General features: G+C 71.2%; 12 protein-coding genes. 8 read left to right on the top strand and 4 right to left on the bottom strand.

Annotated features, from left to right (window positions below):
- The first annotated feature begins 106 nt into the window (after positions 1-106).
- Both OG303_RS20795 and OG303_RS20790 read left to right on the top strand, forming a co-directional pair.
- Positions 107-1729 carry a serine/threonine-protein kinase gene (locus OG303_RS20795; RefSeq protein WP_405869985.1) on the top strand — a complete coding sequence of 541 codons (1623 nt, stop codon included), beginning with the start codon at positions 107-109 and terminating at the stop codon, positions 1727-1729.
- A 149-nt stretch (positions 1730-1878) separates the two neighbouring features.
- On the top strand, positions 1879-3492 hold the full coding sequence (locus tag OG303_RS20790; protein WP_405869984.1) for a serine/threonine-protein kinase: 1614 nt from the start codon (positions 1879-1881) through the stop codon (positions 3490-3492).
- A gap of 7 nt (positions 3493-3499) precedes the next feature.
- Here OG303_RS20790 and OG303_RS20785 read toward each other — a convergent pair whose 3' ends face one another.
- Positions 3500-4402: an AraC family transcriptional regulator gene (locus OG303_RS20785; protein WP_405869982.1), complete on the bottom strand. Its 903-nt coding sequence runs from the start codon at positions 4400-4402 to the stop codon at positions 3500-3502.
- Positions 4403-4474: 72 nt separating this feature from the next.
- On the opposite strand from OG303_RS20785, the gene OG303_RS20780 reads away from it, so the two are divergent.
- The 4 genes from OG303_RS20780 (at position 4475) to OG303_RS20765 (ending at position 11074) form a co-directional block, all read left to right on the top strand.
- Complete coding sequence (locus OG303_RS20780; protein ID WP_405869981.1) at positions 4475-5386, top strand: MBL fold metallo-hydrolase; 912 nt, start codon at positions 4475-4477, stop codon at positions 5384-5386.
- Positions 5387-5434: 48 nt separating this feature from the next.
- Positions 5435-7468 (top strand): serine/threonine-protein kinase, encoded by a 2034-nt coding sequence (locus tag OG303_RS20775; RefSeq protein WP_405869980.1) that lies wholly within the window; start codon positions 5435-5437, stop codon positions 7466-7468.
- A gap of 137 nt (positions 7469-7605) precedes the next feature.
- The gene (locus OG303_RS20770; protein WP_405869979.1) at positions 7606-9219 is read left to right on the top strand and encodes a succinic semialdehyde dehydrogenase; all 1614 of its coding nucleotides are present in this window, start codon (positions 7606-7608) and stop codon (positions 9217-9219) included.
- A 73-nt stretch (positions 9220-9292) separates the two neighbouring features.
- The gene (locus tag OG303_RS20765; protein ID WP_405869978.1) at positions 9293-11074 is read left to right on the top strand and encodes a GMC family oxidoreductase N-terminal domain-containing protein; all 1782 of its coding nucleotides are present in this window, start codon (positions 9293-9295) and stop codon (positions 11072-11074) included.
- Positions 11075-11171: 97 nt separating this feature from the next.
- Here OG303_RS20765 and OG303_RS20760 read toward each other — a convergent pair whose 3' ends face one another.
- Both OG303_RS20760 and OG303_RS20755 read right to left on the bottom strand, forming a co-directional pair.
- Entirely contained in the window at positions 11172-12197 is a 1026-nt protein-coding gene (locus OG303_RS20760) for an LAETG motif-containing sortase-dependent surface protein (RefSeq protein ID WP_405869977.1), read from the bottom strand.
- Between the two features lie 685 nt (positions 12198-12882).
- Positions 12883-13185, bottom strand: coding sequence for a chorismate mutase (locus OG303_RS20755; RefSeq protein WP_405869976.1), 303 nt, complete (start codon positions 13183-13185; stop codon positions 12883-12885).
- A gap of 338 nt (positions 13186-13523) precedes the next feature.
- Between OG303_RS20755 and guaA the strand changes: the two genes are divergently transcribed.
- Positions 13524-15104, top strand: a complete 1581-nt coding sequence (gene guaA, locus OG303_RS20750) for a glutamine-hydrolyzing GMP synthase (RefSeq protein WP_405869974.1) — start codon at positions 13524-13526, stop codon at positions 15102-15104.
- Between the two features lie 33 nt (positions 15105-15137).
- On the opposite strand, the gene OG303_RS20745 is transcribed toward guaA, so the two are convergent.
- On the bottom strand, positions 15138-15611 hold the full coding sequence (locus tag OG303_RS20745) for a pyridoxamine 5'-phosphate oxidase family protein (protein WP_405869972.1): 474 nt from the start codon (positions 15609-15611) through the stop codon (positions 15138-15140).
- Between the two features lie 173 nt (positions 15612-15784).
- Here OG303_RS20745 and OG303_RS20740 point away from each other — a divergent pair, with 173 nt between their 5' ends.
- A complete protein-coding gene (locus tag OG303_RS20740) occupies positions 15785-16594 on the top strand; it encodes a class II aldolase/adducin family protein (RefSeq protein WP_405869971.1) in 810 nt (269 codons plus the stop codon).
- Positions 16595-16602: the final 8 nt, after the last annotated feature.

Here is a 16602-nt window from a genome sequence, read left to right as displayed (position 1 = left end):
GACACGCCGGCCGGTCGCGCGGGTCGGCCAAATCGGCCAGGTCGGCGCATGGGTTGGCCGGTCGCCGCCCCGGAGCCCGTCCGTCCGGTGGGGCATGATGGGGCGCATGGGGACCGAGGGGGCAGGCGTCCGCGTCATCGCGGGCCGTTACCGGCTCGAGGCGAGGCTCGGGCGCGGCGGTATGGGCGTGGTGTGGCGGGCGACCGACGAACTGCTCGGCCGGCAGGTGGCGGTCAAGGAGATCCCCCTCGACCTCGACGAGACGCTTTCCGCAGAGGAGGCCAGGCGCCAGCGCGACCGCACCCTGCGCGAGGCCCGCGCGGTGGCCCAGCTGCGCCACCGGCACATCATCGTCGTGCACGACGTCGTGGAGCACGACGAACGCCCTTACATCGTCATGGAGTTGATCGACGGCGGCTCCCTCGCCGACCGTATCTCCGCGCGCGGACCGCTCGACGCCGCCGAGGTCGCCCGTATCGGAGTCGGCCTGCTGAGCGCGCTGCGCACGGCCCATGGCGCGGGCGTCCTGCACCGCGACATCAAACCCGCCAACGTCCTGCTGGAGTCCGGCACCGACCGGGTCGTCCTCACCGACTTCGGTATCGCCCAGGTCGCGGGCGCCACCACGCTCACCGAGACCGGCTCCTTCGTCGGCTCGCCCGAGTACACCGCGCCGGAGCGGATGTCCGGGGCGAGGACGGGCCCGGAGTCCGATCTCTGGTCGCTGGGCGCGCTGCTGTGCACCGCCCTGAGCGGCGCATCGCCGTTCCGGCGCGACTCGTTGGGCGGCATCCTGCACGCGGTCGTGTTCGACGAGATACGGCCGCCCGCGCAGGCCGCGCCGCTTCTGCCCGTCGTACGGGGCCTGTTGGAGCGGGACCCGGACCGGCGGCTGGACGCGGAGCAGGCCGAGCGGATGCTGCGCGCCTACCGTGACACCGGCCGAACCCCCGAGCGGCCGCCCGGCTACACGCCGACCCAGCGGGACGTGCCCCACGCTCCCGCGCCGATGCCGACCCCGACCCCGTCTCCCACGGTGGAGACCAGGCGCTCCACCCGGAGCGTGCTGGTGGCCGCGCTGCTCGTCGCCGCGATGGCCGGGGCCGGGGTGTCGGCGGCGGCGCTGCTCATGAACCGGGACGGCGAGGGGGGCGGTACGCCGACGGTTCCGGGGACGCGTACGTCGGTGAGCGCACCCGCCAGCGCATCGCCCTCGGCCAGTACGCCCAGCACTCCCAGCGCCTCCAGCACCCCCACTGCCACCGGCACCGTGAGCCGGACCCCCTCCGCCCCCTCCGGCTACCGCATCGCCGACGACCCCGCCGGCTTCTCGCTCGCCGTACCGGAGGGCTTCACCCGCAAGCCGCAGGGGGAGCGCGTCTACTACATGTCGCCGGGGGAGACCTTCCGCCTCGGCATCAAGGTCGCCGAGCCCGAAACCGGGGGACCGCTCGGGGTGATGCAGCGGGCTGCCGCCAAGGGCTCCGACACGAACCCCGGCTACCACGACGGCCGGGTCACCTCGACCACGCGGCACGGACACCCCGCCGCCCTCTGGGAGTTCACCTGGAACGGCTTCAGCACGGCGGAGGGCCCCCGGCACACCTACGACCTGTGCTGGGAGGAGGGCGGGCAGATGTACGACGTGTGGGTGTCGGCGCCGGTCGGCAAGGTGCGGGAGGCGAAGGAGTACTTCGACGTCGCGACCGACACCTTCGTCGGCACCTAGGGCCCTTCTGATGGATCTCGGTGGAAGAAGGGCCATAGGGCGAGCGTTCGCGTATAAAGCGAACATAAGGGTCAGCGCGAGTCACGGGTCTGTGACCGGTATGCGTTCCCTGTGGATGCGGAGGCGCGTGGCGCGATATGGATGGACGTATGAGCAACAACGGGGGACCCGCCCGCGAGTCCGACGAGACGACGAGTTTTGTTCTGCAACCGCCGAACCAGGCGAACCAGGCGAACCCCTACGCGGCGCCCACGCAGGTCGTCCCGCCGCAGTCCCAGCCCCCGCAGGAGCCGGGAACCGGACGTCTCATCGCGGGCCGTTACCGGCTGCTGGCCAAACTCGGCCATGGCGGCATGGGCACGGTGTGGCGAGCCAAGGACGAGACCGTCGACCGTGAGGTCGCCGTCAAGGAACCCCGCATCCCGGACACTCTTCCCGAACGCGAACGCGCCAACGCCTTTGAGCGGATGCGCCGCGAGGCGCGTGCCGCGGCCCGTCTCGACCACCCGGCGGTCGTCAATGTCCATGATGTGGCGGTCGTGGACGGCCAGCCGTGGATCGTGATGGAGCTGGTGCAGGGCCGTTCGCTGGGCAGCGCCCTGCAGGAGGGCACGCTGGACGCGCGCGAGGCCGCCAGGATCGGCCGGGAGGTGCTCGGTGCGCTGGAGGCCGCGCACGCGGCGGGCATCCTGCACCGCGACGTCAAGCCGGACAACGTACTCCTCGGCCGCCACGACCGTGTCGTCCTGACCGACTTCGGCATCGCGCAGATCGAGGGCGAGACGAACCTGACGGACACGGGCGGCTTCGTGGGATCGCCCGAATACATCGCGCCGGAACGGGTGTTGGGCCAGCGCCCGGGCCCGGCCTCCGACCTCTGGTCCCTCGGCGTCGTCCTCTACGCGGCCACGGAGGGCGTCTCCCCGTTCCGCCGCAGCAACACGCCGGCCACGCTCCAGTCGGTCCTCAACTCCACGCCGGCCGCGCCCGCTTCGGTGCCGGGGCCGCTGGCCGAGGTGATCACGGGCCTGCTGCAGAAGGACCCGGCGAGACGTCCGAACGCCACCCAGGTCCGGGCCCTCCTGTCGGCGACCGCGAACCCGCCGGTCCCCGCGACCACGCAGCCCGTGCAGATCGTCACCCGAGGGGTCCGGCCCGGGCGCAGGACCTGGTTCGGGATCGGCGCGGGCGTCGTCGCGGCGGCGGTGGCGGCGTATCTGCTGACCGCGGATCCGTTCGCTGGGCCGCTGCCGGACGGCTGGAAGAAGCGCGACCTCGGGTCGACGGTCGGCTCCACCATCGGCGTGCCCACAGCCTTCGTGGAGGGCAAGCCGGCCGACGACTCGGACGGGACGATCGCCTCCTTCAAGGACCCGAGCGGCGCGGTCTGGATCACCGTGGACCGCGACATCAAGGCCGACGACAAGGACGACGAGATCCCGGAGTCCGCGGCCGCCCGGGCCTTCGCGGAATGGGCGACGCTCAAGGACGGCGAGTACTCCTGGGGCATCGCCGACGACCCCGCCCCCAAGGGCGACCCGCAGGAAAGCACCTACAAGGACCGCAAGGCCGCCGAGAACACCATCGTCTACACGGCCACCGAACTCCCGCAGCTGCGGGAGGCCCAGGTCCGCTACTACCGGGCGGGCAACGGCGACATGTACCGCCTGTGGATCGACTATCCGGCCAAGGGCTACTTCACCGGCGAGGGCCGCGAGATCGCCAGGCAGGCGATCGCGAACTGGCAGGTCCACAAGCTCTGACCCGCGCTCACCCCGTCCCGCGCGCCCCCGCCCGATACCTCCCCGGCGTCACCCCGAACTCCCTGCTGAACGCGTGCGAGAGGGCGTACGGGCTGCTGTACCCGGCCTCGCGCGCGACCGAGGCCAGCGGGGCGTCGGTGTCGCGCAGGAGCGTCGCCGTACGGGTCAGGCGCCACCACGTCAGATACGCCATCGGCGGGCGCCCCACCAACGTCGTGAACCGCCGCGCCAGCGTCGCCCGTGACACCCCCGCCTCCGCGGCCAGGCGGTCGTTGGTCCACGGAGCCGCAGGGTCCGAGTGCAGGGCACGCAGGGCGGCCGTCGTCACCGGGTCGCTGAGGACGGAGGGCCAGGCACCCGTGCTCGCCCGGTCCATCCACGCGCGGACCATGTAGATCAGCAGCAGGTCGAGCAGGTTCGGCAGGGCCAGGCAGGAACCCGGGCGGCGGTCGTCGAGTTCGCGCGCCAACAGGTCGACGGCGGCGCGGAGTTCGGGGTGCGCGCCGACCCGGTTCGGCAGGTGGACGACCTGCGGCAGCTCCTCCAGCAGCGGGTGCACCCGGCTGCGGTCGAGGCGGTACTTGCCGCACAGCAACTCCACCTCACGCCCGCCCGGGACCCCCACCGGCTGCCTCATCTCCTCGAACGGCACCGCCCGCGCCGTATCGCCCGGCGTGTCCGCCAGCACGTGCCCCGCCCCGTGCGGCAGCAGTACGACGTCCCCCGCGCCCAGCGTCACCGGCTCGCTGCCCCCGTCGGGCAGCAGCCAGCAGCCGCCGGCGAGGACGACGTGGAACCCCGCGCCCTCGTACGGGGCCAACCGCGTGCACCAGGTCCCGCCGACCCGCAGCCGGTTCGAGGAGGGCTGTCCCATGCGTACGGCGGAGATCGCGTCGCTCACCACGTCCATGAGACGTAAGCGTATCCAACTGAGTCGAATGGGCATTGGAATGCTCACCGCAGCGCCTCTACCGTTTCGAGCATGGCTGATGACAACGTGCAGAGCTTCGTGATCGGTGACGTCGAGGTCCTCCGGATCGTCGAGTGGCAGGCGCCGTACGCGCCCGCCCGCGACCTCGTTCCTGGTGTCGGAGCGGAGGTGTGGCAGGGCAACCGGGAGACGCTGGCGCCGGACCACTGGGACCCCGGCAGCGACCGTGCCGTGGTCGCGCTGCAGACCTGGGTGCTGCGCAGCGGAGGGCGGACCGTGCTGGTGGACACCGGGGTGGGCAACGGGCGGGAGCGGCCGGGCAATCCGCTGTTCCACCGGCGGCAGGGCGATGTCCTCCCGGGGAACCTGGCGGCGGCAGGCGTGCGCCCCCAGGACGTCGACCTCGTCGTCAACACCCACATCCACGGCGATCACGTCGGCTGGAACACCCATGACGTGGACGGCAGTTGGGTCCCCGCCTTCCCCCACGCCACCTACCTCCTCCCGGCCGCCGACGACCACCACTTCGGCCCCGACGGCGGCTACGGCGGCGGCATACGCCCGGACGACGAGCTGGTCTACGAGGACAGCATCGCGCCGGTGCACAGGTCGGGGCAGGCCGTGCTGTGGGACGAGGAGCACCGCGTCGACGAGCACCTCACCCTGGAGTCCGCCCCCGGCCACACCCCGGGCTCGTCCGTCCTGCGCGTCGCCTCCCGCGGCGAACGGGCCGTCTTCGTCGGCGACTTGCTGCACAGCCCGGTCCAGCTCCTGCACCCCGAGTGCAGCAGCTGCTTCTGCCTGGACCCCGGGCAGGCGGCCGCCAGTCGCCGCCGGGTGCTCGAACGGGCGGCGGACGACCGTGAGTTGGTGATCCCGGCACACTTCGGCGGCTCCGGCGTGGTGGAGGTGCGGCGACGGGGGACCTCGTTCGGCCTCGGCCTCGGCCGGTGGGCGGCGTAGCACCCGTCCGCGTCGACAAGGCCGCGTCCCGCACGGTACTGATGGGGCATGAGTGCAGGCGGCGAACACACGCGCGACGGTCGGCTGCTCGGCGGGCGCTACCGGCTGGCCGAGCGCATCGGCTCCGGCGGAATGGGCACCGTCTGGCGGGCGTACGACGAACTCGTGGAGCGGGACGTCGCCGTCAAGCAGCCGCGGCTGCCGGGCGACCCGGAGGACGAGGCCCACCGACGGGCCGCCAACCGCCTCTACCGCGAGGCCCGCGCCGCCGCCCGCGTCGACCACCCCGCCGCCGTCTCCATCCACGACGTGGTCGTGGGAGAGGACGGACTCCCTTGGATCGTCATGGAGTTGATCCGCGGTGAGTCCCTGTACGAGGTCCTGCGGCGCGGCCCGGTCGACGCCCCCGAAGCAGCCCGCATCGGCCTCGCGGTCCTCGGCGCCCTGCAGGCCGCGCACGCGGTCGGCATCGTCCACCGCGACGTCAAGCCCGCCAACGTGCTTCTCGGCCCCCACCACCGCGTCGTCCTCACCGACTTCGGCATCGCCCACGTCCAGGGCGAGGAATCCCTCACGGTGAGCGGGGAGTTCGTGGGCTCACTCGAGTTCGTGGCACCCGAGCGGATGTCCGGCCGGGGCGCCGGACCCGCCTCCGACCTGTGGTCCCTGGGCGTCCTGCTGTACGCGGCCGTAGAAGGCTGGTCCCCTTTCCGTCGTACGACACTGGAGTCCACGCTCGCCGCGATCATCGCCGCGGATCCGCCCGAGCCGACGCAGGCGGGACCGCTCGGGCCGCTGATCACACGGCTGCTGGTGAAGGACCCCGAGCGGCGGCCCGACGCGGAGGAGGCGGACGCGGTCCTGGAGGCGGTCGCCGAGGGGTGGCCGACGCCGGAGCCCGACCGAGGTACGGCGGGGGCCCAGGACACGTCCCGCCTGCGGGAGTTCGCGGACGACATGGGCACCGTACGGCTGGGAGCGGCGCCAACGGGGGAGGGGGCGGGCCCCGCGGAGGTATCGGACGGGGTGGATCTCGCGGTTGTTTCGGACGGGGCGGGCCGCGCGGTCGTATCGGATGTGTCGGGCCGCGCGGGCGTACTGGACGGGGCGGATCTCGCGGTCGTATCGGACGGGTCGGGCCGCGCGGTCGTGCTGGATGGGTCGGGCCGCGCGGGCGTACCGGGGTCCGAGCCGGAACCGATTCCCGAGCCGGAACCGGCACCGGAGCCCGGACCGACACCCGAGCCGCCTCCGGCTCCCGCTCCCGGGCCCTCGTCCGCTTCCGCGGCGGCTGCCTTTGCCGACCCTCCTTCAGAAGCCACGCCGCCCTCCGCATCCGAGCCCTCTTCCACAACCGCGCCCTCTTCCGAAACCGACGCGCACTCCCCACCCGGGCCGTCCACCGGACCCGCGCCGGCAGCCGTCCCGAGCGCGACCCCGCCCCCGAACCCGAAGCGCTCCGCCCTGCGCCGCCCCGCCCTGGCTGCCGCCCTCGCCGTCCTTCTTGCCTTTGCCACCTGGCTCGGCCTGGCCTACTTCAGCGACTCCGGCAACGGAGCCGCCGGCGAAGACGACGCCACCTACAGCACGGACCCCACGGTTTCCGCCGGCCCCACAGCCGATGCCTGGACCGCCCACCGGGAGAAGGCGATGGGCGCCGTTCTCTCCCTCCCGAGCCGGTATCGGGAGTCCGCCCGGGAAGGCGGCGCGGCCGACCCGCCCCGCCTCGTCGAGTACGACGAGTTCGACAGCTACGTCACGCTCCGCCTCACGCAGTGGGACAGGGCGCCCCGTTCCCCGATGGCGCAGGCGAAGGAAGCGCACGACAGCTGGGACGGCTACGACGGTGACGCGCGGACGAACTACACCGGCACCAGCTTCCACGGCGACCGCGCCGTCCTCGCCGACACCACCTACGGCCTGGACGATTCCCCGACCCGCGTGATGGAGCTGATGATCCTCACCGCCGACGGCCGCATGTACGAACTCCGCGTCGACATGCCCAAGGGCACCCCGGACGAGAAGAAGGGCACGGCACTCTTCAAGGGCGCGCGTGACCGCCTTGTGATCGGAAAAAGCTGAACCACCGCCGGGCAGCGCCGCACAACGCACTGATCAGCAGGTTCGTTGCCAGTGATCGCTGGCGCCGTGTGAGCACTCGGTGAATCCCCGTTACCGACGGGTACCCAAAGCCTCCGCTCCGGCATACCCTGCGCCTCATGACGGACGCGCAAGCCCCGGCCAAGACCGGCACGAATCCTCTCGCCCCCGCCCCGGAGGGCGCCCGTACCGCCGCCGACGTGGTGACGCCCGAGCTGGTGGCCCAGCTGACCAAGGGTGTGGCGGGCTCCGGACGCACCGCCAACCACACGCCGTTCACCGGCGAGAAGCTCGCCGACCTGCCGGAGTCCACGCCCGAGGACGTGGTCAAGGCCTTCGACGCGGCCCGCGCCGCGCAGGCGGTGTGGGAGCAGACGCCGGTCCGGCAGCGCGCGGCCGTCCTGCTCCGCTTCCACGACCTGGTGCTCGCCCGTCAGGCCGAGGTCCTCGACCTGATCCAGCTGGAGACCGGCAAGGCCCGGCTGCACGCCCACGAGGAGGTCCAGGCCGTCGCCGTCGCGGCCCGCCACTACGGCCGCCGGGCCCCCGCCTACCTGAAGCCGAAGCGGCACGCGGGCGCCATGCCCACCCTCACGCGCGTCACCGAACTCCGCCACCCGCGCGGCGTGGTCGGCCAGATCGCCCCCTGGAACTACCCCCTGGAACTGTCGGTCGGCGACGCGCTCCCCGCCTTCGTCGCGGGCAACGCGGTCGTGATGAAGCCGGACACCGAGACCTGCCTGACCGCCCTCTGGGCCCGTGATCTGCTGATCGAGGCGGGGCTGCCCGCCGACGTCTTCCAGGTCGTCCTCGGCGAGGGCCCCGTCGTCGGCCCCGAGGTCGTCAAGCACGCCGACTACGTCTCGTTCACCGGCTCCACCCGCACCGGCCGCGAGGTCGCCCAGGGCGCCGCCGCCCGTCTGGTCGGCGTCTCCCTCGAGCTCGGCGGCAAGAACGCCATGGTGGTCCTCGAGGACGCCGACATCGAGAAGGCGGCCGCGGGCGCGGTCCGCGCCTGCTTCTCCTCCGCGGGCCAACTGTGCATCTCCATCGAGCGGTTGTACGTCCACGAGTCCGTCGCCGACGCCTTCCTGGAGCGCTTCGCCACCCGCACGAAGGCCATGCGGCTCGGCAAGTCCCTCGCCTACGGCGCCGACATGGGCTCGCTGGTCGGCGAACGCCAGCTGGAGACGGTCACCCGGCACGTGGAGGAGGCCGTCGCGAAGGGCGCGACGGTCATCGCCGGCGGGACCGCCCGCCCGGACATCGGCCCGTACTTCTTCGAGCCGACCATCCTCGACGGCGTGACCGAGCCGATGTCGGTGTGCACGGAGGAGACCTTCGGCCCGGTCGTCTCGATCTACCGCTTCAAGACGGACGACGAGGTGATCGAGCTCGCCAACTCGACGCCGTACGGCCTGAATTCCTCGGTCTGGACGAAGGACGGCAGCCGCGGCCGCACGGTCGCCTCCCGCCTCCGTACCGGAACCGTGAACGTCAACGAGGGCTACGCCCCCGCCTACGGCAGCGTGCAGTCGCCCATGGGCGGCATGAAGGACTCCGGCCTGGGCCGCCGCCACGGCTCCGAGGGCATCCTCAAGTACACGGAGGCCCAGACGGTGGCCCAGCAGCGCCTGCTGCCGATGGCCCCGTCACTGGGGATGGACGACGAGAAGTACGCCCAGTTCATGAGCAGGAGCCTGCGCCTCATGAAGGCATTCCGGTTCCGGTAAAGGCCTTCAGGAGCGCGGGGAACCGCGCAATCGACCACAACGCACTCGCACGGACACTCAACGAGGAGCACACGTGCCTCATCAGGACGCCTACGACTACGACGTCATCGTCGTCGGATCCGGCTTCGGCGGCTCCGTAACCGCCCTCCGCCTCACGGAGAAGGGCTACCGCGTCGGCGTCCTGGAGGCCGGCCGCCGCTTCACCCGCGAGTCCCTGCCCAAGAACTCCTGGGACCTCAAGAACTACTTGTGGGCCCCGCGGCTCAACATGTACGGCATCCAGCGCATCCACCTGCTGGGCAACGTCATGGTCCTGGCCGGCGCGGGCGTCGGCGGCGGTTCCCTCAACTACGCCAACACACTTTACGTACCGCCGAAGCCGTTCTTCGACGACCCGCAGTGGCGTGACATCACGGACTGGCAGGAGGAGTTGAAGCCGTACTACGACCAGGCGCAGCGCATGCTGGGCGTACGGCTGAACCCGACGATGACCCCGTCCGACGTGCACCTGAAGGCGGCCGCCGAGCGGATGGGCGTGGGGGACACCTTCCACATGGCGCCGGTCGGCGTCTTCTTCGGTGACGGCAAGGACGCCGAGGGGAGGGCGAAGGCCGGCCCCGGCGAGCAGGTGAACGACCCCTACTTCGGCGGCGCGGGCCCGGCCCGCAAGGCCTGCACCGAGTGCGGCGAGTGCATGACCGGCTGCCGCCACGGCGCGAAGAACACCCTGAACGAGAACTACCTGTACCTCGCCGAGAAGGCGGGCGCGGTTGTGCATCCGATGACGACGGTCGTGTCGGTCACGGACGACTCGCAGGGCGGGTACGCCGTCGCCACGCTCCCCACGGACGAGAAGAAGAAGTCCGAGGGCCGCACTTTCAAGGCCCGCCGGGTGGTGATCGCCGCCGGCACGTACGGCACCCAGACCCTGCTGCACCGCATGAAGGCGGGCGGGCAACTCCCGTACATCTCGGAGAAGTTGGGCCGGCTGACCCGCACCAACTCCGAGGCGCTGGTCGGCGCGCAGACGGACAACCGGCGCTACCGCAAGGCGACGGGCGAGCCGAAGGTCGACTTCACGCAGGGCGTCGCCATCACCTCGTCCATCCACCCGGACGAGAGCACCCACATCGAGCCGGTCCGCTACGGCAAGGGTTCCAACTCGATGGGCGGCCTGTCGATCCTCCAGGTCCCGTACGCCGAGGGCTCCTCGCGTGTACTGGGCTGGCTGCGGAACGCGGCTCGCCACCCCCTGCTCGTCCTGCGCTCCCTCTCCAACCGCCGCTGGTCGGAGAAGACCATCATCGGCCTGGTGATGCAGTCGCTGGACAACTCCCTGACGACGTACCTGAAACCGGACGGCGTCGGCAAGGGCCTGCTGACCGCCCGCCAGGGCCATGGCGCCCCCAACCCCAAGCAGATCAAGGCCGCTTCGGAGAGCGCGTCCGCCATCGCCGCCGACATCAACGGCTTCGCGGGCTCGAACGTCGGCGAACTCATGGGCACCCCCCTCACCGCCCACTTCCTCGGCGGCTGCCCCATCGGCGGCTCGCGCGAGACCGGCGTGATCGACCCGTACCACCGCCTCTACGGCCACCCCGGCATCTCGGTCGTCGACGGCGCCGCGGTCTCGGCCAACCTGGGCGTGAACCCCTCCCTCACCATCACCGCCCAGGCCGAGCGCGCGATGTCGTACTGGCCCAACAAGGGCGAGCAGGACCCGCGTCCGGAGCAGGGAGCGGCGTACGAACGCCTGAAGCCGGTGGAGCCGCAGGCCCCGGCGGTCCCGGCGGACGCCTTCGGCGCGCTGAAGCTGCCCTTCCTGGGGATGCCGACGGTACCGCCGAAGAAGTAACCGTCCCCGGACAGAAGAAGCAACCGTCCCCGGACACACGAGAAGGACCCGCACCCCCCTCCGAGTGCGGGTCCTTCTCGCTTGCAGTGAACTGTGGTTACGCGCTCGCCCCGGCCCTGCGCCGGCGCACCGTGTACACCGCACCGGCACCGGCGACGACGGCGACACCGCCGACGAGGCCGATCATCGGCAGGGCGGAACTGGAGCCGGTGTCGGCGAGGTTGCCGGTCGGCAGGTCGGAGACCTCGCCCTGCGGCTTCTTCACCGAGTCCTTGCTGCCGTTGTCGCTCGGGGTGGCGGAGCCCGGGTCGGTGTTGGTGGAGCCGGCCTTCAGCACCTCGAAGTCGTACTGTGCCCAGCCCTCGGCGATGCAGTCCTGGCCGTCGACGTTGTCGAGGTAGGCGCCGGAACCGAAGGAGTAGGCGTCACCGGCGGGGGCCTTGGAGCTGATGCTGACGCGCAGGTTGACCGTCTGGCTCTTGCCGGCCTTCAGCTCGTCGACGTAGAAGAAGTAGTCGCCGGCCCACTCGTCGGAGCCGATGCGGTCCCAGGAGCCGGTCTCGGGGTTCTTGAACTCCAGGTCGACGTACGGGCTCAGGTACTTCGACTCGTCGAGCTCGTAGTTCTCCACCTCGGCGTAGAAGGCGACGCCATCGACGGTGGTCTTCGACTCGTTGGTGACGACGAGCTTGAAGGAGTGGAAACCGTCACCCGCGACGATCTTGCCCGGCAGACCCTTGATGTCCGCGGACACCTTCGCGTCGCTGAAGTCCTCGTCGAGGTCCTCGCAGTAGGGGACGTCCGGGTCGGTCGGATTCTCGCTCGGCTCGGCCGAGTCGGAGGGCTCCGGCGAGCTCGACTCGGTCTCCGTGGCACTCGCGGTCGGCGCCGAGGTCGTCGCCGTGTCGGTCGGCGCGGGGGTGGTGGTGTCGGACGGCAGACCGGTGTCGGACGGCGTCGCGGAGGCCGTGTCGCTGGCGGTCTCGGACGGCGTCTCGGTCACGGTCTCGGTGGCGGGCGCGGCGGGCGTCTCGTCGGCGAACGCGGCGGGCGCGGACAGCAGCGCGAGCGGAGCGAGGACCGCGGTCGCGGCCGCCACCCCCATGGCACGGCGAAGCTTCATGAAAAACCTCAAGGGAGTCCAGTGTGGAGGGCTCCGCGTGTGGGGCGCGGGTGTGGCCCTAGGTTCGCCAGGTTGGATCCGTGAAGCCTGTGAATGGTTGTGCCCACATTCACAGAATTCTTATGTGGCCTGGATCACTGTTGCCCCGGGCATGCGAAGGGCCCCGCGGACTTGGGCCGCGGGGCCCTTCTCCGTCAGCACCGACGTCAGGGCAGCGCCGGTGCCTGGGAGCGGCGCCGGGGGGTTGCGCCGCTTGTCTCGTGTGCCGGGGTCGCCGCCCCGGCGCACATGGGGCGCACGGGTGGTCTCGACCTCTGGCGGTGCGGAAGTGCAAGCAATGCAGTTGTCTGCGGCGGGACTTGGGGGCTTTCTACGCATCGTGCTGGATCGACGGGGCCTACGCAACCGTTTGACCCAGGGTTGTGCATTTTTGCATTTTCCGCCGGTCGGCCCCGGGCGTCCCCGGAGCCGACCGTTCTCTTGGGTGACCGGGCTGCTGTCCCCTGCCGTCCGGTCACAACCCTGGAGCGAGGTCCCACGACGTACGGCACGACCCGTACGTCTCATCGCTCCAGCAAGCCACGCGTGGTTCTTTCGGGCCCGCCCCTGGCTGGCGCGGACACCAGCACCAACGAAGCGGTTCGCGTGGCGGTCACGCGCCGTACGGGTGAGAGGGGGGCCGAACTCAGATGCGACCGCGGCACAGTTCGAGAAGCGTCATGGCGAGGGACGTGCCGGGCTTGCCGAGGGCCTCGCTGTAGTGGCCGAGGATCTCCATCTCGCGGGACAGGTTCACGCGCCGCCCGCCGGAGGTGATGCGCGCCTCCTGGACCACGGCGGAGACGGCCATCCGTTCCTGGATCAGGCCGATGATCCGGTCGTCGAGCGCGTCGATGCGCTCACGCGCGCCGGTGATCACGTCGGCGGCCTCGGTGGTACGGGCGCCGGTCTTCTCCGCTGCGCTCTGCTCTGCTGCGGTGGCGGTCATGTCGGGGCTCCTCGTGGATGCGGTGGAGGCGGCGCCCCGGAGCGACAGGGTCCGGAAACGGCAGGCGCCCCGGGCCTTGTCGGCCCGGGGCGCCTGGGAAGTCGCTTGTCAGTAGCTCAAGCAGCACGACCATGGCAGCCGGCGGGCCGGGTGCCATAGGTAAAGAGGAAGGTCGGGTGCGAAAGCATGGGGCCCAGTATGCCCGCCGCGACGATGACGTCCAACACGGTTCGCATCGTGAGACCGGGGTGCAGCACCCGGCAGACGGGACGTAGCCACCCCGCACCCCGTTAGAATCGGTAACCACAGACCCCCGCCCAACCGCCGGAAGGCACCCCGTGTCATCAGCGACCCCCGCTGCCGCCGCTCCCGACACCGTCCTGGTCGTCGACTTCGGCGCGCAGTACGCCCAGCTCATCGCCCGTCGCGTCCGCGAGGCCCGGGTCTACAGCGAGATCGTGCCGAGCACCATGCCGGTCGCGGACATGCTCGCCAAGAACCCGGCCGCGATCATCCTCTCCGGCGGCCCCTCGTCGGTCTACGCGGAGGGCGCCCCGCGCCTCGACCGCGGGCTCTTCGAGGCCGGCGTCCCCGTCTTCGGCATGTGCTACGGCTTCCAGCTGATGGCCACGGTCCTCGGCGGCACGGTCGACAACACCGGCGCCCGCGAGTACGGCCGTACGCCTCTGCACGTCTCCAAGTCCGGCTCGACCCTCTTCGAGGGCACCCCGGACGAGCAGTCGGTGTGGATGTCGCACGGCGATGCCTGCTCCGCCGCTCCCGAGGGCTTCAGCGTCACGGCGTCCACGGACGTCGTCCCGGTCGCCGCCTTCGAGAACGACGAGAAGAAGCTGTACGGCGTCCAGTACCACCCGGAGGTCATGCACTCGACGCACGGCCAGCAGGTGCTGGAGCACTTCCTGTACCGGGGCGCGGGCCTGAGCCCGGACTGGACGACCGGCAACGTCATCGACGAGCAGGTCACGGCCATCCGCGAGCAGGTCGGCGACAAGCGCGCCATCTGCGCTCTGTCCGGCGGCGTCGACTCCGCCGTGGCGGCCGCGCTCGTCGCCCGTGCCATCGGTGACCAGCTGACCTGCGTCTACGTCGACCACGGTCTGATGCGCAAGGGCGAGACCGAGCAGGTCGAGAAGGACTTCGTGGCCGCGACCGGCGTCAAGCTGGTCGTCGTCGACGCGGAGGAGCGCTTCCTCACCGCGCTCAAGGGGGTCTCCGACCCCGAGGAGAAGCGGAAGATCATCGGCCGCGAGTTCATCCGGGTCTTCGAGCAGGCGCAGGCGGAGATCATCGCGGACGAGGGTCCCGAGGTCGCCTTCCTGGTCCAGGGCACGCTCTACCCGGACGTCGTCGAGTCCGGCGGCGGCACGGGCACCGCGAACATCAAGTCGCACCACAACGTCGGCGGCCTCCCCGAGGACCTCGAGTTCAAGCTGGTCGAGCCGCTGCGCAAGCTGTTCAAGGACGAGGTCCGGATGGTCGGCCAGGAGCTCGGGCTCCCGGACGAGATCGTCCAGCGTCAGCCGTTCCCGGGTCCGGGTCTGGGTATCCGGATCGTCGGCGAGGTGACGAAGGAGCGTCTCGACCTGCTCCGTGACGCCGACGCCATCGCCCGCGAGGAGCTGACCGCGGCCGGCCTCGACCGCGACATCTGGCAGTGCCCGGTGGTCCTGCTCGCGGACGTCCGCAGCGTCGGCGTCCAGGGCGACGGCCGCACCTACGGCCACCCGATCGTCCTGCGCCCGGTGTCGAGCGAGGACGCCATGACGGCCGACTGGTCGCGCCTGCCGTACGACGTCCTCGCGAAGATCTCGACGCGGATCACGAACGAGGTCGCCGACGTCAACCGCGTCGTCCTCGACGTGACGTCGAAGCCGCCGGGCACCATCGAGTGGGAGTAGTCCCCCCGGCTTTTGAGGATCAGGCTGTGAAGGTCATGTCCGCTTGAGCGTGCGCACCGGCTCTCCGGGCTTCCAGATCTCGACGACCAGATACTTGTCGTCCTCGACGTAGGTCCGTACGACCTCCGTCAGCTCGGTGCGGAAGAGGTGGAACGGCTCCGGCGGTTCCACCTCTTTGCTGTACGCCGCCTTCGCCTCGCCGTCCTCGACGCCGATCGCCCGCCCGCTGATCCGCACGTCACCGCCGCCCATGCCGGTGCCCGGTCCCGGGTTCGCCTGGAGCGCGAAGCGCGGGTCGCGGTTCAGGTCGAGGGCCTTGAGCGAGCCCGGCATCATGCCGAGCCACAGCTCGCCGTCGAGGAAACGGACCTCGAGGCCGGTGGTGCGCGGGGAGCCGTCCTTGCGGAGGGTGGCGAGAACGTGGTGGGTGAAGGCGCCGAAGCGGTCCTCCGCGATCTTCGCGAGCTCCGGTGCCGCGTCGGTGAAAGCCGCCCAGTTTGCTGTCATACGACGAGTGTGGCGCCGATACCCGACATCTTCTGTCGGGTATTTGGTGCTCGTCCCGCCGGATCCGCGGGCCCGGAGCGGTTGCGCGCGTCATCTTTACAGAACATCTCTGTTCTCCTGGGCTGACCGACGGTAACTTCCGCCCCGTAAAGCAACCCAGTGCTGGAGGACACATGCACGGGACCCCCGGGGCCGGGCCCACTCCGCCCCCCGCCCTCCCGAACGACCGGCTGCGGTTCGCGATGCCGCCGATGCACGACTCGCTCGACGACGAGCGCCGGCACCGCAAGGAACGGCTCGCGGGCGCGCTGCGGATCTTCGGTCGGTTCGGCTTCGAGGACGGTGTCTCGGGGCACATCACGGCGCGCGACCCCGAGTACAGCGACTGCTTCTGGGTCAACCCGTTCGGGATGCCTTTCAAGCACGTCACCGTGAGCGACCTGGTGCTCGTCAACTCGGACGGGCAGGTGATCGAGGGCCGCTACCACGTCAACCAGGCCGCCTTCACGGTCCATGTCCAGGTCCACGCGGCCCGCCCCGACGTCGTGGCCGTGGCCCACTGCCACTCGGTGCACGGCCGGGCCCTCGCCGCGCTCGGCGAACTGCTCGACCCGATCACCCAGGAGAGCTGCGCCTTCTACGAGGACCACGCGCTCTACGACGCCTACACCGGCGTCGCCGTCGACGCCGAGGAGGGCCGCCGTATCGCCGCCGCGCTCGCCTCGCGCAAGGCGCTCGTGCTGCGCAACCACGGGCTGCTGACGGTCGGCGACTCGGTGGACGCGGCGGCCTGGTGGTTCGTGTCCATGGAACGGTCCGCCCAGGTGCAGCTGACCGCCAAGGCGGCCGGACGCCCCCTCCTCATCGACCACCGGGCGGCGGTGGCGACCCGCGAGCAGCTCGGCGGCGACCTGGTGGCGTGGATCAACTACCAGCCGCTGTGGCAGGACATCAGCCGCAGCGAGCCGGATCTGCTCAGCTGAGAGCCGTT

This window comes from Streptomyces sp. NBC_00005 (assembly GCF_045160215.1).
Classification (GTDB): domain Bacteria; phylum Actinomycetota; class Actinomycetes; order Streptomycetales; family Streptomycetaceae; genus Streptomyces.
This window is presented reverse-complemented; position numbering and strand designations above follow the sequence as displayed.